Origin of the sequence: Parasediminibacterium schistidii (genome assembly GCF_046546515.1) — a bacterium.
Taxonomy (GTDB): domain Bacteria; phylum Bacteroidota; class Bacteroidia; order Chitinophagales; family Chitinophagaceae; genus Parasediminibacterium.
In genome coordinates, this window is record NZ_JBKHKJ010000001.1 from 19700 (window position 1) to 44152 (window position 24453).

A 24453-nucleotide genomic window follows, 5' to 3' on the forward strand; every position below is an offset into this window, starting at 1 on the left:
CTGCTTTTAATCTTTACAATTATTATTTCTTATTTCACCAGCTCCAACAAAACTGCCTGCCCGCCCGAAGCTTTCAATTGCATATCCAACATAGTGGCTGCGTTTACTTTCCGCTTTTCCACTTTTACTTTTGTTGCTGTAGCTACAGTGTCATCATCGCTGAAAATGGTAGCCATGTATTCCTTCCCTTTTGGCAAAAAATTAAATGAAAGGCTTGTTTTACGGGCATCGTTGTTGTTTAACGTGCCTACAAACCAAGTATTACCACTTCTGCGGGCAGTGGTAACATATTCGCCGGGCTGCCCTGCCAGTATTTTTGTATCGTCCCAAACGGTTGGTATTTTGTCCCAAAATTCCAGTTCTGGTTCGTTGTTGCTCATTGCAGGCTTGTCGTACCAGTACAGGGTTTGTATAGGGCTATAATAAACTGCCGCCATTGCCAATTGGTGGGCATGGGTGGTTTTGATGCGCTTGTCGTAGTAGCATAAAGTATAGTCGGAAGCTCCTGCAATGAATCTTGTGAAAGGCAGCACTGTATTGTGCGTGGCTTCAGGCATTTCCTCATTGCCCCGTATGCCTTCAGCGGTCATTAGGTTGGGGTAAGTGCGTTGCTCTCCAGTTGGCCGCCAGTCGTCATGGATGTTTACCATTATTTCGTTCTCGGCTGCTTTTTTTATCATTTCCTCTACCCATGTAGTCCATCGGTGCGAGCCTATTTGCACAAAGCCAAACTTCACGCCTTTTATCCCCCATTTGTGGTAGATGGCAAACAAAGAATCTGATTGTGAATATAGCCCTTGCAGGTTTACATACAGCCAAACGCCTACGCCTTTTTCCTTGCCATAACGCACTATCTCCGGCATATCTAAAGGGGCAACTACTTTGGTAACATCAGAGGTGAATGTGAATGCTGGGCCATACCATTTCCAATCGAACAAAATATATTGAAGGTTGTGCTTGGCAGCAAAATCTATGTTCTCTTTTGCATCCTTTGTTGTTTGGGTCATTACCCGCATTATCTTGCCGGGTTTTATCCAGCTAGGGTCTTTTATTAAAGAAGGTGGATTCAGGTTTTGGATGATGTAGTTATGCTCTACCAAGTCGCTCGGCTTCTCCCCTACCATTATTACACGCCATGGCGTGCCTATGGGTGAAATTAAATCTGCCGGGGTGTACATGGAGGTAAGTATGGTATTTTCCTTGGTGGTGCTTAGCTTAAATTTTGTGCGTGCATAGTCCGTCATCCTTGCTTCTGCAAGGCAGGCATATAGGCCATTGCCCAATTCTAGGGTCAGTGGGCGTTCGCTTTCTTGTGGCCAATCTTTCAAAGGCAGCAAATGATAAGGTGCTTGTGCCCATCCAGCAAACCAAGCTTTTGTGCCTTGAGGCAATGAAAAGGAAGTATTCTCGCCCATGATGCGGTAATAAGTACCTTTTTCATTCTCCGGAAAAAAATAGCGGATTGCGGCTCCCTCGTTGTAAGCACGTATTTCCACGTCCATTTTATAAATGGGGTTATCATCCTTTACTAGGTGTACAATCAAGTCATTATGGTTGTCTCTTATTTCGCTTCGTTCACCATATAGTGGCTTCCAAGAGGTATTTGTTGTGGCCGTTTCAACACCTGTTATCTTTAAGTTCTCGCACCATTTGGCATGGTGGTCCACCCGAAGTGCCATTGCTTGCTCAGAAAGATGGTTGTCTAGCTGTATATCCAAGTCAGATTCCAGTATTACCTCCTTCCCTTTATAAGAAACAGTGTAATACATTCCCCTTGTGCTGTCTGTTAGTTTTTTCAGGTAAAATTCAATACTTATGTTTTTATCTGGCGATTGAAGCGAATGCTTTGTTTCACCAATTATTTGTGCAGAAGCGGCAACACAACTAACATTAAAAACCGCCAATACAAAACCATATTTTGCAATTCCAGCAATCATCCTTTTCATTTTAATGGCAAACAAATTTTTATTAAACCTTTTCTATCAATAAAGCAAGCAATATCACAGCTATCTAGTATTCCAAAACAGGGGTAAAGTTAATAGTTCTATAAATAGAATAATCGTTTAAGCAAAAAACTTTAAAAAAAAGTTGACAAGATATTTTTTTCCCTTTTTCTACTTCCCTTAAAACTTTGTGCCTCTTTGTGTCTTCGTGCCTTCGTGGCAGATTACCCAAACTTGCACCTGAGTAGTTAAAAGTTATCTTTTGCTCTCAGCCTTAGTAATGCTTCCATGTAATAATAATCGGCATAGATAATAGATGCATCTACTTCACTATTATTGGGCTTATGACCTGTGCTATGTAGCAATATGGCATTGTTCACTTCATGGCTTTGGTATTTTTCCGTGGAAATTTCAGTAAGCATGGCTTTTGCTTTGCCAAGGTAATATGCAGACAGTTTGGCGTCTTTTATAAATGTTGAAAGCTCAATCAAAGCCGATGCCGTAACTGCTGCTGCCGACACGTCTTTTGGCGTATTGGGTATGGCCGCATCGTCAAAATCCCAATAAGGGATTAGGTCTTTGGGCAACCTTTTCAAGTATATGTTGGCAACTTTTTGCGCAAAACCTAGGTAAGCAGGGTTTTTTGTTTCGCGGTAGCACATCGTGAACCCATATATGGCCCATGACTGCCCCCTGGCCCACATGGAGGAGTCGGAATAGCCTTGGTGGGTAATACCTTTAATCTTTTTGCCCGTTATGGTATCGTACAATACTACATGGTAGCCAGAATAATCTTTCCTGAAATGGTTGGCCATTGTTTTTTTGGCGTGGCTTACGGCTATATTGTACAGTTTTTTGCTCCCCCCATTTTTAGAAGCCCAGAACAACAATTCTAGGTTCATCATGTTGTCCATGATGGTATTGTGCGCACCAAAATTTTTCACTTCCCTTGGCCAAGAAAGTATGGTACCCACTTTAGGATTGAACAATGTGGCCAACGTGTCTGCCGTGGCAAGTATTATTTTTTTATAGGCCTTATCCTTGGTGAGCCTGTACCCATTGCCAAAACTACAATACACCTGAAAGCCCAAGTCATGGTCGTAGGCAGGGCTGTAAGCCAATGGGGCCAATTCCCTTGAAAATTTATCAGCGGCTATTTTCAAAGATTTGTCCTTTGAATATTCATATGCATACCAAAGCACACCTGGCCAAAACCCACTTGTCCAGTCTTTATATCCTACATATTTCCAATCTGTTTTACCAGCAGGTATGCTGCGGGGTATATTGATGTCGCCATCCTTGCTTGCTTGAAGGCTTTTTTTTACTTGCGCTAAGCAATAGGCCAATTGTGCCTTCACGTTCAATGGAGCGGTTTGTGCCATAGCTGCATACTTGCAGCCAAACATTAATAGCATCAGAGCAAATACTTGCAGGCAATTTTTTTTCATTTTCACAGTACAATCGTATTTTACTTTTTTCCTAGAAAGGCCCACAACAATAGCATTATTACATACAAATTTGAAATTGATTAAACGTTTGAGCAAAAATATATAAAATCATTTACCCTTCAATTTTTAGTTATAAAAATATTGCTTGGGGAAAATTGCACCTAGAAGGTAGGCTGTTCAGAATAGGCATGAAAGACTTCGTACATTTTTAAGCTATTCATTCGCTTTCTTCATCCCCGTCATTTCGACGCAGGAGAAATCTAATCGCAAATAGCGTTTCTATTGTTTTATAAGGCTAAATCCTTCATGAAAATCAGTCGCTACTACATCCGGTTAGATTTCTCCTATCGTCGAAATGAAGGGGATGGGGTGCTTTAAACGCAATAATTCAAATATAAAGAGAACCCAAAACTGTACTCAAATACCCCGTTAATTCTGAACAGCCTACCTACAAGGTTTCCAAAAATCTTCTAGATTTAATTTTGGGCGTATGCAATCCTCCCCTACTTCGCTGGTATCCCCACACTTTGGTAAGCCGTATCGGCACAGCCATTGCCCGTAACAATCAACCTTATTTGATAGGTAGTATATGAACGGGTTTTTTGGTAGGTATTTTCTACAAAGCTGTTGTAGTCGTTATTGGTAACGTTATTGCCAAAATCCCAGATATAGCCATCAATGCCCCCATGCTGTATGGTGCTTTGGCTGTTGAAAGAAATTGGTACAATATTGGGGTTTTGCGTTTTTTCCCATGTGTAATAAAAACTAGCTTTAGGCTTTGCGTTAGGGCCTTTGGCATCTACCGCCTTGTGGGTGGTGTAAATAGTCCTGCCATTGAGGGTGATGTACATGATCACATCGTAATGGTTCATATAGGCAAAGGAATAGGTAATGGGGTTGCCGGTAAGGTCGCCCGTGCCATCAGAAAAATGCCAGTTATATATCGAGCCTGTAGGCACATTGGTGGCTTGTGGGGTAAACACAATGCTTTCGTTGGTACAGGCATCTTTTGCCACAGCACTAAAATCGCCCGTGATGGGGTAAGTGGCAGGCACCCAAACATTTACCACGGTATCTGCCGTGCAGCCAGCATCGGTGGTAATGGTGAGCTTTACAGGATAGTTCTTGTCCTGTGTAAGTATAGGGAACCCATGCCTTGTAAGGGCTGTTGCCGTGCTTTGGGTAGTGCCATCACCCCAGTCCCAAAAATTATTGATGATAGACCCATGGTTTACGCTGGAGGCACTATTGAAAGTAAGGTAGTTGGGGTTGTCGTTAAAATCTTGCTTGCTGCTAAAGATGGCTACTGGCTTCAACTGTTGCCCCCATGCTTTCACCCCAAAACTGGCTGACTCTACTACCTTGCCCGTATCGTTTGTTATTTCCAGCAACACCACAAAGGGTGCTGCATTGTCGTACCCATGCTGCACGCTGGTTCCAAGGCCTGTATGCCCATCGCCAAAATACCAATTGTAGGATGCATCGGCAGGCACGCCCGTAGCTAATCCCTTGAAAGTAAATATTTCCGTAGAAGGGTAGCAGGGTGATGTTTTGGTATAGCTAACGCTAACGGTGCCAACGGTTACAATAGTCGTGTCTCCTTTTGTGGTGGTGCTGCCCACAATAGTAGTGGTATCCCCTTTATTGGTAGTGGGGGTTGAACCCACGTCCCCGCTTTTTGTACATGAAAAAAAGCAGGTACCAATAGTAAAACAGATGAAAAGATATATAATTAATTTGTTCATATTGCTGCTAGGCAGCTACTAAATTATATGTTTTAAATTGAAAGCCTCTGTCGGTGAACTGTGAACTGTGAACGGTAAACGGTCAACTATTTCGCTGGTATGGTGATATACGAAATTGCCGTATCAGAACAGCCACTATTCCCCGTAACAATAAACTTAATAGGATGCGTAACGGGCATCGTGCCTTTTTGATAAGTATAATCAATATAAGTATTGAAATTAGTGTCAATTGTGCCATTGTCCAAATTCCACGTATACCCTGTAAAATAACCATGGGCAATATTTGCCTGGCTATAAAATGCCCATTTTACCGATGTTCCGTCCTCAAAAGAAACATTTTTAAGGAACAATGCTTTCGGCCGGATGTTTTGCCCATTTGCATGTACCGGGCTGCTTGTAACATAAAGGATTTTGCCATTCAAGCTGATGGTCATTTTCACTGCATACTCATTCTGATAGGTATATGAGTGTTTTATGGGGTTGCCAGTGGCAGTGCCGCTTGCATCGGCAAAATCCCATGTATAAACTGCACCATCTGGCACGCCCGTGGCATTAGACTTAAATAAAATATACTCGGCCGTGCAAACATCATAATGCGTAGTATCGAAACCGCCAGCAATGTTATACACCGCAGCAATGTTTACTGGCACAGTGGCCGTGTCTTTGCAGCCTTCGCTGGAGGTAACAACCAGTTTTACAGGGTAGGTAGTGTCTTTGGCCACAAACGGGAAGTTGTGTGGCGTATTGTCCGGCGTTGCGGCACTAGTAGTAGTGCCATCGCCCCAAATCCAGGCAAAATTGCTTATCGTGCCTCTTGGCACGGTGGAGCCATTGGCATTAAAATTATAGTTGTTCAGATAATTAACATCAAAAATTTGTGCGTAAAAGGAAGCATGTGGTGTTACTTGTTGCCCGTGGGTTTTCACATTTACAGTAACTGTGGATATAAGGTTTTTGCTTACGTCTGTAATTTTAAGTGTTACTGTATAATTTCCTGCAGTCTGGTAAATATTGGCTACGGTGGTAGTGCTGGTTGCTCCATTAATGGTATGCCCATCCCCAAAATCCCAATTAAAAATAGCACTTGTTGGCAACCCAGTGGCAGTAGCCGAGAAGGCAAAAATCTCATTGCTTGGGTAACATTGCGATGTGCGGCTGTATTTGATGGTTACATTTCCCACCGTGGAAACAACCGTATCAATATACGCAGAAGTAACCCCTCCTACTACGGGTACAGTAGGGATAGTTGTTGGTGTACTGGTGCTATCGGTAGTAGCTGCTGCATCTACACCCTTAGTGCATGAGTTCAGCAATCCTGCTAATACTAAAAATATAAGGAAAAAATATGGTATGGCTATTTTCATTGTATAGTTTGCGATAAAGCTATGTGAATATACAAAATTAAAGCGAATAAATTACTAATAAACCCCTTAAACAAGGGGGTGGTATGGTTTCTGCACTATTTTTGGCTTGTTTTCAACGCTAGGTTATAAATCATCATTTCGTAGGTCTGCTATAAAATATATGTTACTACACAGGTAAAAGTTTGGTTAATCTGCCACGAATGCATGAAGACCCAAAGAGGCACAAAGTTTTAAGGGAAGAACAAAGAAATAAAGAAGAAAAAATTATGTTATCAATAGCTTTTAACGTTCCTCCTCTTTGTGCTTCTTGCTGTTTTTGTGCCTTTGTGGCTAAAAAAGCATATTCGATGTAAGGAGTAGTAATCCAGCATTAAACCCTCAAAGCAAAAGCAAGATGAATTTAAAAGACATCAGGAAAAAAATACTATCGGGCGATTTTAGCAACCTGCTCAGTTTTGGCGAAAGCAAACGGAATATCCACCCGGCCGAAGTGGCCAGCATGTTTGTGTCGCTCCCGCACGAGGTAGCCTTGGATGCCTTCCAGTCCCTGCCAGAACACAATGAGGTAAAAGTATTCCCTTACCTGTCCATGCCTTTGCAAAAGCACTTGGGCAAAAGCCTGCCTAAGGAAAAGGCATCCAAAATTTTAAATGAACTTAGCTCCGACGATAGGATGTTGTTTTATTCCGCTTTAAGGGGGTTGGAGCTATCTTCTTTTATTGAATTGCTCAACGAAAAAAATAAAAAAGCCGTGCATAGTCTGCTAGGCTACCCACAAAAAAGCATTGCACGGCTCATCAATACAGATTTTGCCACCATCAGTCCCAGGCAAACCATTGCCGAGGCAATGCAGCACCTACGGGAACACCATAAGGACACGGAAGCTGCCAACGTGATATATGTGGTGGACAACGAAGGCAAACTGGTAGATGATATACCCGTAAGGAGGTTTGTGCTGAACAGCCCTGACAAAAAAATAGAGGAGATACTGGATGGCATGTGCGTGAGCCTAAAAATGGACGATAGCAAGGACGATGCCGTGAGCAAGTTTAAAGAATATGACCGTGTGGTGCTGCCTGTAACCAATTCAGAACATGTACTGCTAGGCGTGTTAACAGTGGATGACGTGCTGGACATGGAAGAGCAAAGGGCAACAAAAGACATCCAACAATTTGGTGGCTTGGAATCGCTTGATTACCCCTATGTGAATACTAGTTTTTTCTCCCTTATCAAAAAAAGGGCAGGGTGGCTTATTATTTTGTTTTTGAGCGAAATGCTTACTGCCACGGCCATGGGCTATTTTGATGCGGAAATTTCAAAAGCTGTGGTGTTGGCCTTGTTTGTTCCCTTGATTATTTCCAGCGGTGGCAATAGTGGCTCGCAAGCTGCTACATTAATCATCAGGGCTATGGCACTAAAAGAATTGTCCTTGAAAGACTGGTGGTTTGTAATGCGACGGGAAGTTTTATCAGGCCTTACCTTGGGCATTATCCTAGGCACTATTGGGTTTATCCGCATTGCGGTTTGGCAGGAATTTCATTGGTATGCTTACGGGCCACACTGGCTTTTGCTGGCCATTACTATTTTCTTTTCGCTTATTGGCATTATTACCTGGGGTACATTAAGTGGCTCCATGGTACCAATGGTATTAAAAAGCCTAGGCTTGGATCCCGCAACTTCTTCTGCCCCGTTTGTAGCTACATTGGTGGACGTTACTGGGCTGATTATTTATTTTAGCATTGCGGCCAGCATTTTAAGGGGTACGTTGTTGTAGGTTATTACTTTTATTAATACCTAGGCATTTTTAGCCACAAAGGCACGAAGGCTTTAAGCGGCACGAAGAAAAGTAAGAAGAAAATGCTTTATGTTATCCAATACGCTTACAGCTTCTTTTTCTTTATGCTTCTTCGTGTTTTTGTGCCTTTGTGGCTAAAAAAGTATTGACTATTTTGTGGCTCGTTTAAAAAAGTTAATTGATTACTTTTTCATTTACTTACTATTTCCGCATTAAATTCTGGCGAAGCATAGTATGGATGTACTTATCAAAATACTCCTCCATCCTAATATTGGTAGCTATTTCGCAGTTAGGGGCTTTGCTATCGACAATAATGGTATAGCCTTTATCGTCCACGGTTACATAAGCCTTTCGGGTGTCAAATACTTCTGGCCACAAAATCATCCCAATGGTTACTGCGTCATAAATAATAGGTTCTGGCTGTTTTCGCTCTAAGGACGACAATGAAAAAAGACTTAGCACTGCATTGGTAAGTGGCGAATTTCGCTGCATTAAAAGTTCTATGTACTCTTTTTTCAGGCGTACAAAAGTGGTTACATCCAAACCTGCAAATGTAAATTTTGCACCACTTGCGGCAAACTTCTGCGAAGCCTTGATATCTGCTTTTACATTCCACTCGGCACAAGGTATTGGGCTGCTGCCATAGCCCATGTAAAACGAGCCAAACATCGCATATACATGCTTGGCAAGCTTTAGTGCATCGGGGTCTTTGTCTACAACATCGCCCATGTTGGTTACGGGCCCAATGGTCACCAAGGTAATTTCATTGGGATATTTCCTTAGCTTTTCAATAATAAAATCAGTACCCGATTGCTTAATGGGTTTTACCTTTTCAAAACCTTCGCCCCAATAAAATTGCTCGGTATAAAAATGCTTCATCGTAAACTCATCATTGGTTTGGCGGCCAATAGCAACGGGTATATCTTCCCTTCCTACCTCATACAGCATCCTGCAGGCTACTTGTGCCCTTTTGGGCGTGTTGCCAAAATCTACCACCACGCCAATCACATCAATTTCGGGGCTGGCAAGCAGGAGGGCAAGCGCATTGGCATCATCAAAATCATCGCCAATATCAAAGTCAAGAAGCACTTTGTGCTTTTGCGCATTCGCATTTAAACCGCTTATTAATATCAAGGCCAGCATTAATAATTAAACCAGTTTTTTTTTCATTGTTGTTTGTTTTTTCGCCACAAAGGCGCAAAGGCTTTAAATCGGCACAAAGGAATTAAAGAAGCAGAAAAATAAAAAATAACCTGCTTTGTGTTATGCAATTTGCTTTAGACGTATCAAATGTCAATTATCTATTATCATTTACCCGCCAATAGCTATCATTGTCCTGTTTTGCATGTTCACTGCGTCTATGGCTTCTATTGCATTGGCAAACTGACCGCCACGCTCTTTTGCTTTTTGAAAAATAGATTCTTTTATAAGCGGCACTATGTCTTGCCCTCCCCTTAAAGCAGTAAGTAAATCAGTTTCCCCTGTGGAGAACAAGCAGTTTTTCATTTTCCCATCTGCCGTAAGCCTCATCCTGTTGCAGGTGCTGCAAAAAGGCGATGTAATGGTGCTGATGACTGCAAAAGTACCCGCAAAGCCAGGTACCATGTATTTTTTTGCAGTGTCGTGCTCGGCATCTTTCAGTTTTATGAAGCTGTATTTTGTTTCAATTGTGTCTAGTATTTGCTGCCAGCCAATTACTTTTTTGCTTTCCCAGCTATTACCCGAAAAGGGCATAAACTCTATAAACCTTACATGCACAGGCAAGTATTTTGTCCATGCTATAAAATCGTTTATTTCCTCATCATTTATGCCGCTCATCACCACCACATTTACCTTTATATGGACGCCCAAATTGGCAAGCAGTACTATATTGTCCATTACTTTTTGGAAATAATCCCGTTTAGTGATAAACAAGAATTTGTCTTTTTGCAGCGTGTCCAGGCTAATATTTACGGAACGGATATTAGTTGCCTGCATTTGCGGCAAAAATTCGTGCAGGCGTATGCCGTTGGTGGTAAACGTCAGTTCAACGGGCAGGGCTTCCAAGGCATCGATAATGGCGGCTGCATCTTTCCTTACAAGCGGCTCGCCACCTGTGAGCCTTATTTTGGTAACGCCTAGCGAAACGAATGTTTTGGCAATGCTTTCTATTTCATGTGCCTGCATCAGTTGGGCGGGCGGGGCAAAACTGTTATAGTCCTCAGGCATGCAGTACAAGCAACGCAAGTTGCACCTGTCGGTCAAAGAGATGCGTAGGTAAGTATGTTGCCTGCCAAAAGTATCGTGGAGCATGAGAGGAATTGATGAAAGATATAAAATTAATGCAAGGTATAAAAGGTAATGGACGTTTCTAAAATAACTTTCTGCTTTTAGTTTATAAATTAGGTAAATTTCTTAGCAAATAGAGTTGAATAGTCTTGACTGTTTTATTTAACCCAGATTTAGCGTGAGCCACTCTGAAAGAGTTGCTCAATTAACCGCCGCATCTTATTTATACCCTTTTTAGAGGCCTCGCCCTCTTTGTTTGGTAGTGTATTTTTGACCTTGATTTTAAATATTAGGCCTTCATTGATGATAACTCATTGAAATACAGTACTTTTTTGTTTTTTAAGATGAGTGTTTTGTGAGTGAAAAGTGAGTGTTTTTTGAGTGATTTGTGGGTGATTTGTGAGTGAAAAGTGAGTGATTTTCCATGTTTTTTGAGTGAAAATAAACATATTGAAACTTTTTAATTTGATGTTAAAAATAGTACCTCGAGGCTAAAAACCAATGCTAGGGCAAACGGGTTAGGTGCAGCCTAACAGCGGGAAGCGCGCCATATACTGTAAAATTGGGAATAATTTACGGGCTATTGAAAAGGGCAATCCTATATGGGGGAAATTTGGGATGCTGATGGGGGAATTATGCCCCCATATAGGATTTTTATTTTGGGCTTTATCCCTATCCATGCTAATTTTACATTAACAGAGCAACTAGGGGTACCTTGGTCTTGCCTCCCACATCGGATGTTAGTTGGCTTAGGAAAATGATAATCCACCATCCAAATCTTATCAGTTTCTTATCAATAAATTATTATTCCATTATCAATAAACTATCATTTTACTATCAATAAACTATCATAAAATTCACAAAAATTATCATAAAAAAAGAGGCTAAAAAAAACATAAATAACTGAATATCAATGAGTTACAACCAGAAAGAAAGGTAGAAAAAAAAATATAGGCACATATTGCTAAGCCTTAGTGTAAACAGTAACAAGGCTTAACAAATCATCCCACCCTTATCATTTTTTGAATTAACAAATCGTTTCTTTAGCCAGTATTGTTAACAAAAAGACAATCCCAAAACTCGAAATGGCTAAAAAACAAAGTTTAAATGCTCCCCAAAATATTTTACATATTAGCCATCAATCATGTACAAACAGCTACCACAGGTTGTTTTAAGGCTTTCTACTTTTACCAAGTCAATTATGCCTGTTGCCATGCGGGCTGTAGATAGTGCTATTTCCATTGCACTTTTCATTTTATTTATTTAACGATTGTTTCAAACTTTAAAAAAGATTGCCGTATGAAAAAAGTAAACCTTTTTTTGAACATTGTTTTGTTCTGCTTGCTTACCCCAGTATTTAATGCTAAAGCCCAAACCTATCAATGGGGCAACGTGGCCATGGGGGGCGGTGGTTTTGTGTCTGGCTTAATAACGAGTAAATACGAGCGGGGCTTGATGTATGCACGCACAGATGTAGGCGGGGCTTACCGATGGGATACACTCACCAGTTCTTGGAAGCCCCTATTAGATTGGGTTTCTACAAGTCAGCTTGGTTTTATGGGGGTAGAGTCTATTGCTATTGACCCAAATGCTACAAACCGGCTATATATGCTAGTAGGTACTAGTTATTTTAATAGTGGCAAAACGGCGATACTTACCTCTACAGATAGGGGGAACACTTTTACTATAGTAGATGTAAGCAGCCAATTTAAAACCAATGGCAATGGTATGGGGCGGCAAAATGGCGAAAAGCTGCAGGTTGACCCAAACAACTCAAACGTGTTGTATTGCGGCACAAGAGATAGTGGTTTGTTTCGTAGTTTTAATATGGGGGCTACATGGTCTAGGATCAATTCTTTAAATGTACGATCTACTAAAAATGGCAATGGTATCAGCTTTGTGTTATTTGATTCTACTAGTAAAAATGGCACATCTACTTCCCAAACCATTTATGTAGGTGTTTCCCGCAAAGATTCAGCCAATTTGTATGTAAGCAAAGATGGTGGCAGCACTTTCAACCCAGTATCTGGTGCGCCAACAACTTACATGCCGCAAAGGGCTGTTATTACCAAAGACAGCGGCAACCTCTATATTACTTATGGTGATGGTGCTGGCCCTAGTGGAAATGCTGACACTAGCTTGCATGAACCCATGACCAGTGGTGCTGTATGGAAATATACACCTAGCACCAACACCTGGCGGCAACGGACCCCTTCAGGTTTTACAAGGGCCTTTAGCGGGATTAGCCTAGACCCAAAAAACAATAAGCGTATTATTATCTCTACTATCAATACCTACCTTTCACAATACACCGATACGTTTGGCAATGTTGATTATGGCGATCGAATTTTATACACCACCAATGGAGGCGATAGCTGGACTGACCCCATTGGCAACAATGGCATGACACTCAATTCAAACGGTGTTACCTGGGTGAATGGTACCAGTATGCATTGGGTAGGGAGTGTTGAGTTTAATCCTTTCGATACGAATAAAGTGTGGATCACTTCTGGCCAAGGGGTGTTTAGTTGCGACAATATCTTAGCCGCTAAAACCACTTGGACATTTAAAGTTAGTGGTTTGGAAGAAACAGTACCTAGGGATATTGTAAGCATTGCAGGAGGACCATTGGTTTCTGTAATTTATGACTATGATGGGTTTAAACACACCGACATTACCCAATATTCCACCAGGCTTTCGCCAACAATGGGCACCACTACGGGTGTAGCCTTTGCTGGCACAGATAAAAACACTTTGCTACGAGCAGGGAATTTCCTTTATTACTCTACCGACCAAGCAGCTACATGGACAAAGTGCCCGGTGGCAAAAGGGACAGGTGGCAAAGTAGCTGTATCTGCCAATGGGTTTGCTTTTCTACATTGCCCTAATGGCTCTGATACCATCTATCGAACTACAGATAAAGGCACTACTTGGACAAAAGTTACCAACTTGATACTCCAAAATGCAGTGCCGGTAGCCGACATGGTAGATCCCCAAAAGTTTTATGCTTACGATAACAATACGGGTGCATTTTGGAAAAGTACCGACAGGGGTGCTTCCTTTACCAACATTGCCAGTATAGGCACAGGCGGTGCTAGGCTAATTAGGGCTGTACCCGATTCTAATGGGCATGTTTGGATAGCGATGAATAGTGGAGGATTGAAATATACACAAGATGCTGGCGCCACATTTACCAGTATCAGTGGTATTACCAGTTGCTCAGCAGTAGGTTTTGGCAAGGCATTGGTAGGCACTACCTATCCTGCTATTTATATCTGGGCAACTATTGGCGGTATTGAGGGCGTGTATCGTTCTACCGACAAAGGGGCGAATTGGACAAGGGTAAACGATGATGCGCACGAATATGGCGGCTTGGGCAATGGAGTTTTTGTTATTGGTTCTATGAATACTTATGGCCGTGTATTTATGAGTACTGCTGGCAGGGGCATTGCTTACGGGCAAATTACGGGCACAACTGGCGGTAACGAAGCCTTGCTGCAATTGGAAAGGGTTGGGGAAATTAGTTACAATGCCACCAGCATGTCATTATTTCCAAATCCTGTAGTAGCCAATTCATTTTGGGTTAGCATCGTTTCAGATAAAATACAAACGGCTACCCTGATAATTACTAGCATAGATGGCAAAACCATAGCCACAAAACCTGTGGTGCTGCAAGTTGGCACTAACAACATAAGGATGGATAATGGCGAATTGCCGAAGCAAACGGGTATTTATATGTTATCGGCAAAAGCCACAAGTAGCGGTAAGACATTTGCCAGTATTCAGTTTTTCAAAAAATAACACCATTCTTCCACATGACTTTTCAATAATATTATTAAACCCAGATTTTGCAGTTGAGTATTTTAGAATGAACTCAACTGCAAAATCTGGGTTAGCTATTCTTAATCAAAGCCAAATCGGGCTGGGCATATTTATATACCTTGAAATAAATAGTTGTCTTGGTTTGGAAGATGCCTTCTATTTCAGATATTGTATTGATAAATTTTACCAAGTGGTCGTTGTCCCTGCACATCACGTCAACCTCCAAGTCATAGTCGCCGGAAGTGCCGGCCAAAAAACTTACCTCGGGCATTTCCAGTATTTTCTTTACTACTGATTCTTTCAATGTGGCTGGCCGCACATAAATAGCCACATGGGCATAAGAGCGGAAGCCTACCTTGTCTGGATCTACCCTGCCTATAATATTAATAGTACCGTCCTCAATTAGTTTGTTAACACGGGTACGGATGGTGCCAACAGACACTTTTAGTTGGTCGGCCATCACGGTAAAAGACATCCTGCCGTCTTTTTGCAGGCAAGAAAGGATAGAAAAATCAAGGTCGTCTAACTCAATATGGTTTTTTTGCATAATGCTCCTCTTCGTTATTTTGATGGGTAAGGGTTGTTGTTTATATTTGATTGTACTTTATTCAAACTTCCAAAGCAGCTAAGCTAGTTGATGAAACAAGAACTCGTTTAGCCCAATTGTTACTTTAGTTTTTAATAGAACCAAGCGAAAATACCAATTATATGGTATAATATGGCTATTCTTATTTATAAGATTGTTAATAACCCATCATTTTCATAAAAAAACAATTATTATTTTGTTTAAAAATAAAAATATTTTACTTTCATGGCTTCTATTTTGCAAATAAAATATTGTAACAGACAAAAAAATGAAATACAGCGCCATTCAAAATTACATCAGCGGCCAATTTATTAGTGCTTCAACCACCAAAACGATGGATGTAATTTCCCCGGTAGATGGTACTTTCTTATCTACCGTTCCCATGAGTTCCTATGCAGATTTAGAAACTGCCGTGCAATCAGCCAAGGCTGCTTTCCCAAAATGGAGCAAGACACCTATTAAAGAAAGGGTACAGGTTTTCTTTAAATATAAAGCATTGCTGGAAAAGCATTTGGTAGAATTAGCCGAGTTGTGCAGTGAAGAAAATGGCAAAACATATGGCGAATCAGTAGCAGAAATAGAGAAGTGTATAGAGCTTACAGAATTTGCCACCTCGTTGCCGCAGTTGGTAACTGGTGAAGTGCTAGAAGTAAGCCGTGGTGTAGAGTGCCGCACCGAGCATGTGCCATTGGGTGTAGTAGCGTCTATCGTGCCTTTCAACTTCCCATCCATGGTGCCCAACTGGACTTTGCCAAATGCAATAGCCTTGGGCAACTGTATGATTATTAAGCCATCAGAAAAAGTGCCGTTAAGCTGCGGCAGGATTGCTGAATTGCTGAAAGAAGCAGGTTTACCAGACGGCGTGTTCAATATTGTTCATGGCGACGTGGAAATAGTGGAAGCTATCTGCGACCACCCCGGGATTGAAGCGGTTTCTTTTGTTGGCTCTACTAAAGTGGCCAAGATTGTTTACCAGCGTGCCACGCATAATTATAAAAGGTGCTTGGCATTGGGCGGGGCAAAAAACCACTTGATGGTCATGCCCGATGCTATTCCTGGCATGACAGCACAGAATGTTGCTGCATCTATGAGTGGCTGTGCAGGCCAGCGTTGCATGGCTGCCAGTGCCATGATTGGCGTAGGTGCAATTGACCATATTGTTGACAAGATTTGTGACGAAGCAAGGAAAATGATACCAGGCAAAAACTTGGGTGCTGTTATCAACAAGGCTTCTAAAGACCGTATAGAACAATTTATAAACGAAGCAGAAGCAGATGGCGCCAAGATATTGGTAGATGGCCGCCACACTGTTGTAGAAGGCAAGGAAGCAGGTACTTATGTTGGGCCTACCGTTATAGACTATGTAACGCCTGGCATGAGCGTAGCTACCGAAGAAATATTTGGACCAGTTATTTCTATCATCCGTACAAATACGGTGGATGAGGCATTGGTTATTGAGAATGCAAACCCTTACGGAAATGCGGCCAGCGTGTTTACCCAAAATGGTGGCGTGGCCCGGTATGTGATAGACCGTGCCAGTGCTGGCATGATTGGCGTAAATGTAGGCGTGCCTGTGCCTCGTGAGCCATTCTCCTTTGGTGGCTGGAACGAAAGCAAATTTGGCGTGGGCGACATTACAGGCAAAAGCTCCATTGAGTTCTGGACAAAATTGAAAAAAAGCACCACCAAGTGGAACCCAGAAGCGGGGGTAAATTGGATGAGTTAAGTTGTTTGTTTTGAGTTTTATGTTTTAAGTTTTGTGTTATGGGCTTAAAACGTAAAATATAGTAAATGAGCTTTAACTTAAAACTTAAAACACAAAATTTAAAACAATGATAGAAGAAGAAGTATTATCAGAAACGCAGGAGATTATTGAAGACAATATGAACTATACCCTGTTTTCGTGGAGCAAACAGAAGGGTATCAGCCCTATTGCTGTGAAATATGGCGAAGGGGTGTATTTGTATGACTACGATGACAAACGATATATTGACTTTTCCAGTGGCTTGATGAATGTAAACATCGGCCATGGCAACCAGCGCATTACACAAGCCGTTGTGCAGCAAATGCAGCAGATAAGCTATGTAACGCCAAGTTGCGTAACCAAAGTGCGTGGCGATTTGGGCAAGAAATTAGCCGAGATTTGCCCCGGTGATTTGAACAAAGCTTTTTTTACGCTTTGTGGTGCTACTTCTATTGAAAACGCTATTAAGCTTGCCCGTTTATATACAGGCAAGCATAAAATATTGAGCCGTTACCAGTCGTACCATGGTTCTTCCAATGGTGCTATGACTGCAAGTGGAGACCCACGCAAATTGCCAGTCGATTCCCAACAATCACCCAATTTCGTGCATTTCGATTTGCCATACCTATATCGTTGGGAATATGGCGAAGAAAACTTGCTGAAAGAAGCGGTTGCTTCTTTAGAGCGTATGATAGCTTACGAAGCCCCTGGCAATATTGCGGCTATTTTGTTGGAAGGCGAATCTGGTTCATCTGGTTGCTTGCAATACCCTAAAGGCTATTTGAAAGCTGTAAGGAAAATTTGTGACGATAACGGCATCCTATTGATTATGGATGAAGTGATGAGCGGTTTTGGCCGTACAGGTAAATGGTTTGGTTTTGAAAACCATGGTATTGTACCGGATATGATTGCGATGGCTAAAGGGCTTACCTGTGGGTATATACCATTTGGTTGCTTGATGGTAAGCGACAGAATAGCGGCTAAGTATGACGATGCCATGTTGGCTTTAGGGTTAACTTATTCTGCCCATCCTGTTGCATGTGCCGCAGCATTGGAAACCATACAAGTGTATGAAGATGAGAAATTGATAGAAAATGCCGTTTATATGGGTGAATACCTAAATGGGCAAATAGAGCTTTTGAAGAAAAAGCACAAAAGCATTGGGGACTGGAGAAATACTGGTTTATTAGGTTGTTTGGAAATTGTAAAAAACAGGGAAACAAAAGAACCAATGGCTCCATTCAATGCAAAACCAGCAGAATCGTTGGTGATGAACAAGGTAGCAGCAAAAATTAAAGAACTGGGCATGTACACATTTGTGCGTTGGGGCTATGTATTTATAGCACCTCCATTGTGTGTTACAAAAGATCAAATAGACGAAGGTTTGGCTATCATCAGCGAGGCATTACTTATTGCCGATGAACATACCTATTAAGCCGTAGCTGACTCTAATTGCAAAGTACACTAACGGCTGTTGGGTGAGTTGAAAAATGAGAGAAAAGAGATAGAGAGGCTAAACGCCGCAATGCGTTGTGGCCTCTCGCTTTTTTTAAAGGATTGCCTGCCACATAAGCACATACAACACATATGAAAGAAAAAAAATAGGGCATATAACTTTTCTTGTGTTTTTAGTTTTAAATAGGTAGAAAAAAGATATAAATTGCAGCATATGATTATTAGGAGGAAACCATCCTAATTCCTAATTTCTAATTCGTAATTGAGAATGGCAGCACAAGATATTACAACCTCTACGCTTTACAGTGAAGATTTGGCACCTATACCGCAGCATAAGCGCACTTGGAAGACTTGGAACTATGCAGCTTTATGGATAAGCATGAGCCTTTGCATACCTACCTACATGCTAGCCAGTTCGCTGATAGAAGGTGGTATGAATTGGTGGCAGAGTATCCTTACTATATTCATAGGGAATAGTGTGGTGTTGATTCCTATGATTTTAAATGGCCATGCAGGTGCTAAATATGGCATTCCCTTTCCTGTGTTTGCAAGGGCAAGCTTTGGTACTTCTGGTGCCAATATCCCAGCGTTGCTAAGGGCAGTTGTAGCTTGTGGTTGGTTTGGTATACAAACATGGATTGGTGGCTTTGCTTTGTACCAGATGTTCCGCTTGTGGATACCCGCTTTAGAAACCTTGCCCCTTGTTTTCCCAGCATCTTGGGGGTTGAAAACAGGGCCAGCTATAACGTTCTTTTGTTTCTGGTTATTGAATATGTACGTGGTGTATTTAGGTGTGGAAAGTATCAAAAAGCTATTGGTTTTCAAAGCCTTTTTCCTGCCAGTTGCTGCTTTGGCGTTGTTATTTTGGGCTATCTCCGCCGGGCATGGCTTGGGACCTATTTTGCAACAGCCCTCTAAGTTTGCCACTACTGCTGGGTTTTTCGCTTTTTTCTTTCCTGCATTAACGGGGATGGTGGGCTTTTGGGCTACCTTATCCCTCAATATCCCTGATTTTACACGCTATGCTGTAAGTCAGGATGCACAGGTTAAAGGACAGATTATTGGTTTGCCACCAGCCATGACATTATTCAGTTTTATAGGGGTTGTGGTTACATCTGCAACTACCATCATCTACGGCACTACTATTTGGGATCCATTGGTATTAGCAGGGCGATTTGATAGTAAACTATTGGTAAGTGTGGCGATGATAGCGGTTGCTATTTCTACGTTGGCTACTAATATTGCTGCCAATATAGTAAGCCCAGCAAACGATTTTGCCCATCTAGCCCCATCAAAAATTAGTTTTCGTACAGGTGGTTATATAACAGGATTCATTGGTATTTGCATCTTTCCATGGAAGTTAATTGCAGACCCAACAGGTTTTATTTTCACTTGGTTAGTTGGCTATTCCAGCCTTTTGGGGCCAGTAGGTGGAATTATGATTGTCGATTATTATTTTATCAGGAAGCAGACTTTGGATTTGGAAGGTTTGTATAACCCAAAAGGGATATATAGTTTTTCAAATGGTACGAACTGGGTTGCGGTGATAGCATTGATATTGGGCATTTTGCCAAATGTGCCGGGTTTTTTAACTATTATACATGTAGTAGGACCCGATGCTTTCCCTGGATGGATAAATGCTTTGTACAGCTATGCTTGGTTTGTGGGTTTTGGTATTAGTGGGCTGGTTTACTGGGCGTTTAGTAAAAAAGACTAGTGGGGTTCTTTTACCACAAAGGTCACAAAGGGTTTACACAAGGATCACAAGGTAGAAAACAACATATTTACAGAAATCTAAAAATCTTTTTTAAGGGCACAAGGAGGTGCTTTGAGAGTTAAATATATATTAGAGGTGTAGAATTTTCCTTGTGAACTTTTCCTTAATTATACTTTGTGCTCTTTGTGAATCTTTTCTCTTGTGTTCTTTGTGGTTAAAAAATTTGATTTAATATGAGTACTACGTTAATAAAAGGCGGAAGAGTTATTACAGCTACGGATGATTATGTGGCTGATATATTTATCGAGGGGGAAACTATCTCCGCCATTGGTAAGAACCTAAATGTAAAGGCAGATAAGGAAATAGATGCTGCAGGGCTGTTGGTAATGCCGGGTGGTATTGATCCCCATGTGCATTTGTCCATGCCATTCATGGGGACTTTTTCCAGTGATACCTATGAAACGGGTACTAGGGCTGCTTTACATGGTGGCACTACCACCATTATAGATTTTGTGTTGCAAACACAAGGAAAAAGTTTGCAACATGCTTTGGATGACTGGAACAGCCGTGCCAAAGGTACTGCCGTAGGCGATTATAGTTTTCACATGGCGGTTACAGACTTTAACGAAGACACCAAAAAAGAAATACAGCATTTTGTAGAGAAGGAAGGTATTACCTCTTTCAAAACCTTTATGGCCTACAAAGGTGCGTTGATGATAGACGACAGGCAGATGATTGGCCTGATGCAGGAAGTAAAGAAACAAGGCGGTATGGTTACCGTACATGCTACTAATGGTGATATGATTGATTACCTGATAGCCAAACATAAATCAGAAGGGAAATTAGCTCCAATATACCATTATTTATCGCAGCCCGAAGTGACGGAAGCAGAGGCTTCTTCCCGCTTTGTGGATATGCTTGATTATACAGGTTGCAAGGGGTATATTGTACACCTTACCTGTGAAGGCGCTTTGAATGCTGTAAGGGATGCTACCAAGCGTAACCAAAACCTTACAGTAGAAACCTGTATTCAATACCTTGTTTTGGATGCCTCATTATATGAAAATGATTTCGAAGGAGCTAAATGGGTAATGAGCCCACCGCTTAGGGAAAAGAAAGATCAGGCTACTTTATGGGCTGGTATCAATCAGGGTTTGGTGAACGTAGTAGCCACAGACCATTGCCCTTTTATGTGGGAGCAAAAGTTGATGGGTAAAAACGATTTCTCTAAAATACCCAACGGTCACCCTGCCATTGAAAACAGGATGGAGCTATTGTTTAGCGAAGGCGTGAACAAAGGCAAAATCTCTCTAAATAAATATGTGGAAGTAGCCAGTACCAATGCGGCCAAAGCATTCGGCATGTTCCCTAAAAAAGGAACGATTGCCATTGGTAGCGATGCCGATATTATATTGATTGACCCAAATGAAAAGCACACCCTTTCTGTAAAAACCCACCACATGAATGTGGACTATAGCGGCTACGAAGGCTGGGAATTGACAGGCAAGGTTAAAACGGTATTGCTAAGGGGTACAGTAGCCATTGACAATAATGAATGCTTCGTAGATAAAGGATTTGGCCAATTTGTAAAAAGGAACAAGGTAGGATAGAACCGCATACCCTAAAGGGGTATAAAAAACTTATAATTCATAACTCATAATTCATAATTAAAAAGATGCCTCGTATTGTAAAGTCTGGTTTAATACAAATGAGTTTGCCCCTCACAGAAGGGGAGGGCACTATTGATGAAATAGTAGAAGCCATGTACCTGAAACATATCCCGCTAATAGAAGAAGCGGGTAAGCAGGGTGTACAGATATTGTGCTTGCAGGAAATTTTCAATACGCCTTATTTCTGTCCAGGTCAGGATAAAAAATGGTATGCTTCTGCCGAAGCAGTGCCAGGGCCTACCACAGAACGCTTAGCTGTATATGCAAAAAAATACAGCATGGTAATCATAGTGCCCATTTATGAAAAGGAACAATCGGGCTTTTTATACAATACGGCTGCGGTGATAGATGCTGATGGTACATACCTAGGTAAATACCGTAAAAATCATATCCCACATACAGGAGGTTTTTGGGAGAAATTCTTCTTCAAACCAGGCAACTTGGGCTACCCTGTTTTCCAAACCAAATATGCCAAAGTAGGGGTGTATATCTGCTACGACAGGCATTTTCCAGATGGGGCAAGATGCTTAGGATTAAACGGGGCAGAGATTGTTTACAATCCTTCTGCTACTACAGTCGGTCAATCCCAATACTTGTGGAAATTAGAACAACCAGCACATGCAGTAGCCAATGGTTACTTTATGGGTTGTATCAACAGGGTTGGGGAAGAAAAGCCTTGGAACCTAGGTAAGTTTTATGGCACCTCTTATTTTGTTAACCCTAGGGGACAAATTTTTGCAGAAGCCAGTCAGGACAATGACGAACTATTGGTTGCCGAGTTTGACTTAGATATGATAGAAGAAGTCCGCAACAATTGGCAGTTTTTCAGGGATAGAAGGCCTGAAACCTATGGGAAGATAGTAGAATTGTAGACTTTATAAAATTCCCCTCTAGAGGGGTGCCCGAAGGGCGGGGTGGTTACTTCGCTATTGCGAAGTGTTTTATTGAACTTTAAAACTTAAAATAATGATTTCCAGCAACCGTTTAACACCGGCAGAATACGAAATAAACTTTAGCGATATACACCCTCCATATGCTACCCAAAATGGAGCGTTGGTGGATGCCAATAAATGTTTGTTTTGTTATGATGCACCTTGTACCAAAAGTTGCCCCACAGGTATAGATGTACCTAAGTTTATCAAACAGATTGTAACAGGTAATATAAAAGGCTCTGCCCATACCATTTTCAGCTCCAATATTTTGGGTGCTGGTTGCAGCAAGGTTTGCCCAGTAGAAAAATTGTGCGAAGGCAGTTGCGTATATAACCTAATGGAAGAAGCGCCTGTGGAAATAGCTCAATTGCAACGCTATTCTACAGAAAAAGCCATTGCCGAAAAATGGCAGTTGTTTACCCGCAAACCATCAACAGGTAAAAAAGTAGCGGTTGTGGGTGCAGGCCCAGCAGGATTAAGCTGTGCGTTTAACCTAAGCAAGGAAGGTGTAGATGTAACCATCTATGAAAAAGAAAGCAAGGGCGGTGGCTTGATGACTTATGGCATTGCTGCTTATAAAGTAACCCCTGAATTTTGTGAGGACGAAGTAAATTATATCTTGTCCATCGGTGGTATTGAAGTTAAGTACAATCAAGAATTAGGAAAAGACATTACGATAGAAGGTTTAAAAGCAGAATACGATGCTGTTTATTTGGCTTTTGGCGTTGGCTTGGCAAGGCAACTATCAGTTCCTGGTGAAAACTTGGAAGGTGTGGTAGATGCTATCAGCTTTATTTATGGCTTAAGGGCAGATGGTTTTGCTTCAGTTCCGGTTGGCGATAAAGTAGCTGTGATTGGTTTGGGCATGACGGCAATTGATGCTGCTACCCAAGCAAAACGCCTAGGCGCAAAAGAAGTAACCATTGTTTACCGCCGTACGCAGGATGAAATGCCTTGTACAGAAGTAGAGTTGGATATTGCTAAACTAGATGGCTGTAATATCATTTGGCTAGCTGCACCTAAAGAAGTATTAGGCGTAGATGGCAAAGTAAGCCAATTGGTTTGCGAACAAATGGAATTGGGCGAACCCGATGCAAGCGGCCGCCTCAGCCCTGTTGCCACAGGCAATAGCTTCACCCTTGATGTAGACATGGTAATAAAAGCAGCCGGTCAAATGCCGTTCGAAGGCTTAGTTAATGCAAATCAACTGAGCAACAAGTCTGGTAAAATAGCCGTAACAGATAAATCAATTACTAGCACTACAGGCGTCTTTGCAGGTGGTGATTGTGTGAATGGTGGTAAAGAAGTGGTTGATGCGGTGCAAGCGGGTAAGGACGGCGCTGTTGCTATTTTAAGATATTTGTTTTAAGTTTTGTGTTTTAAGTTTTGTGTTAAGAAACCAACATTAACTTAAAACCTAAAACTCAAAACCTAAAACACCACACGTTTCCCTAACTTAAAACACAAAACATATAACTTAAAACAACAAGCCGTGGCTGAAACTAAGATTTTAGATTTATCTTTTGACTTTGCATTGCAAATGATTGAGCTATATAAAATTTTAGTTGAAAAAAGGGAATTTGTTATTTCGAAGCAATTATTAAGAAGTGGAACAAGTATAGGGGCAAATATAGAAGAGGCAGGAGCGGGACAATCAAGAAAGGATTTTATTTCTAAAATGTCAATTGCCTCTAAAGAAGCGAGGGAAACAAGGTATTGGCTTAGGTTATTGGATAGAAGTAAGTTAGTAGATATAGATTATTCCAAGTATCTGCTTTCAATTGATCATATTGTAAATATATTGACAAAAATAGTAAAGACGGCAAGTCAAGGATAGTTGTTTTAAGTTTTGTGTTTTAGGTTTTGGGTTTAGAAAATTGTATTAACTTAAACCTTAAAACACAAAACCTAAAACAACAAAAAGGGCTTTAACTTAAAACACAAAACATAAAACTTAAAACAAA

Annotated in this window: 16 protein-coding genes; 9 read left to right on the forward strand and 7 right to left on the reverse strand. The window is 41.4% G+C overall.

Annotation, left to right across the window (positions count from 1 at the left end; all coding sequences use genetic code 11):
- Window positions 1-29: 29 nt before the first annotated feature.
- The 4 genes from ACHFIY_RS00070 to ACHFIY_RS00085 all read right to left on the reverse strand — a co-directional run bounded on the left by ACHFIY_RS00070 (window position 30) and on the right by ACHFIY_RS00085 (window position 6500).
- Entirely contained in the window at window positions 30-1937 is a 1908-nt protein-coding gene (locus ACHFIY_RS00070) for a glycoside hydrolase family 97 protein (RefSeq protein WP_410843991.1), read from the reverse strand.
- A 254-nt stretch (window positions 1938-2191) separates the two neighbouring features.
- Complete coding sequence (locus tag ACHFIY_RS00075; protein ID WP_410843992.1) at window positions 2192-3391, reverse strand: glycoside hydrolase family 88 protein; 1200 nt, start codon at window positions 3389-3391, stop codon at window positions 2192-2194.
- A 503-nt stretch (window positions 3392-3894) separates the two neighbouring features.
- A complete protein-coding gene (locus tag ACHFIY_RS00080; RefSeq protein ID WP_410843993.1) occupies window positions 3895-5058 on the reverse strand; it encodes a PKD domain-containing protein in 1164 nt (387 codons plus the stop codon).
- Between the two features lie 164 nt (window positions 5059-5222).
- Window positions 5223-6500, reverse strand: a complete 1278-nt coding sequence (locus tag ACHFIY_RS00085) for a PKD domain-containing protein (protein ID WP_410843994.1) — start codon at window positions 6498-6500, stop codon at window positions 5223-5225.
- 394 nt (window positions 6501-6894) lie between these two features.
- On the opposite strand from ACHFIY_RS00085, the gene mgtE reads away from it, so the two are divergent.
- Window positions 6895-8274: a magnesium transporter gene (gene mgtE / locus ACHFIY_RS00090; protein ID WP_410843995.1), complete on the forward strand. Its 1380-nt coding sequence runs from the start codon at window positions 6895-6897 to the stop codon at window positions 8272-8274.
- Window positions 8275-8496: 222 nt separating this feature from the next.
- Here mgtE and ACHFIY_RS00095 read toward each other — a convergent pair whose 3' ends face one another.
- Complete coding sequence (locus ACHFIY_RS00095; protein WP_410843996.1) at window positions 8497-9438, reverse strand: nucleoside hydrolase; 942 nt, start codon at window positions 9436-9438, stop codon at window positions 8497-8499.
- A 168-nt stretch (window positions 9439-9606) separates the two neighbouring features.
- Window positions 9607-10587: a GTP 3',8-cyclase MoaA gene (moaA, locus tag ACHFIY_RS00100; protein WP_410843997.1), complete on the reverse strand. Its 981-nt coding sequence runs from the start codon at window positions 10585-10587 to the stop codon at window positions 9607-9609.
- A 1275-nt stretch (window positions 10588-11862) separates the two neighbouring features.
- Between moaA and ACHFIY_RS00105 the strand changes: the two genes are divergently transcribed.
- A complete protein-coding gene (locus tag ACHFIY_RS00105) occupies window positions 11863-14364 on the forward strand; it encodes a T9SS type A sorting domain-containing protein (RefSeq protein ID WP_410843998.1) in 2502 nt (833 codons plus the stop codon).
- 91 nt (window positions 14365-14455) lie between these two features.
- Here ACHFIY_RS00105 and ACHFIY_RS00110 read toward each other — a convergent pair whose 3' ends face one another.
- The gene (locus ACHFIY_RS00110; RefSeq protein ID WP_410843999.1) at window positions 14456-14932 is read right to left on the reverse strand and encodes an Lrp/AsnC family transcriptional regulator; all 477 of its coding nucleotides are present in this window, start codon (window positions 14930-14932) and stop codon (window positions 14456-14458) included.
- Between the two features lie 307 nt (window positions 14933-15239).
- Here ACHFIY_RS00110 and ACHFIY_RS00115 point away from each other — a divergent pair, with 307 nt between their 5' ends.
- From ACHFIY_RS00115 to ACHFIY_RS00145, 7 genes are all read left to right on the forward strand, one after another.
- Window positions 15240-16697, forward strand: a complete 1458-nt coding sequence (locus ACHFIY_RS00115) for a CoA-acylating methylmalonate-semialdehyde dehydrogenase (RefSeq protein WP_410844000.1) — start codon at window positions 15240-15242, stop codon at window positions 16695-16697.
- Between the two features lie 106 nt (window positions 16698-16803).
- Window positions 16804-18150, forward strand: coding sequence for an aminotransferase class III-fold pyridoxal phosphate-dependent enzyme (locus ACHFIY_RS00120; RefSeq protein WP_410844001.1), 1347 nt, complete (start codon window positions 16804-16806; stop codon window positions 18148-18150).
- A 288-nt stretch (window positions 18151-18438) separates the two neighbouring features.
- A complete protein-coding gene (locus ACHFIY_RS00125; RefSeq protein WP_410844002.1) occupies window positions 18439-19887 on the forward strand; it encodes an NCS1 family nucleobase:cation symporter-1 in 1449 nt (482 codons plus the stop codon).
- A 233-nt stretch (window positions 19888-20120) separates the two neighbouring features.
- Entirely contained in the window at window positions 20121-21497 is a 1377-nt protein-coding gene (gene hydA / locus ACHFIY_RS00130; protein WP_410844003.1) for a dihydropyrimidinase, read from the forward strand.
- Between the two features lie 65 nt (window positions 21498-21562).
- The gene (locus ACHFIY_RS00135; protein WP_410844004.1) at window positions 21563-22429 is read left to right on the forward strand and encodes a nitrilase-related carbon-nitrogen hydrolase; all 867 of its coding nucleotides are present in this window, start codon (window positions 21563-21565) and stop codon (window positions 22427-22429) included.
- Window positions 22430-22523: 94 nt separating this feature from the next.
- Window positions 22524-23858 (forward strand): NAD(P)-dependent oxidoreductase, encoded by a 1335-nt coding sequence (locus ACHFIY_RS00140; protein ID WP_410844005.1) that lies wholly within the window; start codon window positions 22524-22526, stop codon window positions 23856-23858.
- A 123-nt stretch (window positions 23859-23981) separates the two neighbouring features.
- The gene (locus tag ACHFIY_RS00145; protein ID WP_410844006.1) at window positions 23982-24326 is read left to right on the forward strand and encodes a four helix bundle protein; all 345 of its coding nucleotides are present in this window, start codon (window positions 23982-23984) and stop codon (window positions 24324-24326) included.
- The last annotated feature ends 127 nt before the right edge of the window (window positions 24327-24453 follow it).